The 1,015-nt window shown below is 45.9% G+C and carries 2 protein-coding genes and 1 pseudogene; 1 reads left to right on the plus strand and 2 read right to left on the minus strand.

Translation table 11 applies throughout. The features are described 5' to 3' along the window. Positions 1–149: pseudogene (locus B7X71_RS17775) on the minus strand (MBL fold metallo-hydrolase); the annotation flags it as partial. A gap of 22 nt (positions 150–171) precedes the next feature. Here B7X71_RS17775 and B7X71_RS17780 point away from each other — a divergent pair. After that, positions 172–348 (plus strand): DUF1289 domain-containing protein, encoded by a 177-nt coding sequence (locus tag B7X71_RS17780; RefSeq protein WP_215386939.1) that lies wholly within the window; start codon positions 172–174, stop codon positions 346–348. Between the two features lie 21 nt (positions 349–369). On the opposite strand, the gene B7X71_RS17785 is transcribed toward B7X71_RS17780, so the two are convergent. Further along, positions 370–1,015 (minus strand): zinc-binding dehydrogenase (locus tag B7X71_RS17785; protein ID WP_293601716.1); only part of this gene is annotated, 646 nt, incomplete at its 5' end.

Here is a 1,015-nt window from a genome sequence, read left to right on the forward strand (position 1 = left end):
AGATTGATGTGATCCAAAGCAAACGGTAGACGCATCCGCAACCAACGCACGCCAGGCGCTACCTCCATTGAACTACCCACTTCCGGCAAAGTATCGGCTAAGGGATAATGAATAGAACTAAGATCGCTGGATTGGTTTTTGGTATTCATCTATTTCTATTCTAGGTTTACTTTGACAACAGTTCCATCGCCTTGTATCAACTGGTGCGACATCAATCCTGAAAATGGTTTTTGTCGTGGTTGCTATCGCACACTTACTGAAATTGCCGATTGGTCTGAACTCTCTAATCCTGAAAAGCTTGAGGTCTGGGCAAAACTGGAAACACGCAAACCTCAAGCACCACAATAAATATTACTAATTAGCAATTGCTTATTTATTTACATCTACGATTAATCGACCGCGCACATTTCCGGCCATCAGTTCTGCAGCATATTTAATGGAGTCCTCCAAACTAATTTCATGAGAGATCTCCTCTAAAGTTTTGAGATCGACCAACTTACTCAATTGCTCATAGGCAGCCATGCGTTTAGCTTTTGGCACTGTCACACTATTGATGCCATACAGAGTCACCCCACGCAAAATAAATGGTGCAACAGTCGATGGAAAATCCATTCCTTGAGCAAGACCACAGGCGGCAACCGCACCATCGCTCTTGGTTTGTGCACAAGCATTAGCCAAGGTATGGCTACCAACGCTATCAACCACTGCTGCCCAACGCTCTTTTGCCAAAGGCTTGCCAGGAGCTGACAGTGCAGCACGATCAATCACTTCACTAGCACCCAATTTCTTCAGATAATCAGCCTCGGACATGCGACCTGTACTGGCAACAACCGTAAATCCTAATTTGCTCAGAAGAGTAATAGCGAAGCTGCCAACTCCACCCGCGGCGCCAGTGACCAATACCTCGCCATCACTTGGCTTCAATCCATGCTTTTGTAATGCCATCACACACAGCATTGCGGTATAACCAGCAGTACCAATAGCCAGAGCCTGCTTAGCAGTAAACCCTTTTGGC

Source organism: Polynucleobacter sp. 39-46-10 (assembly GCF_002282275.1).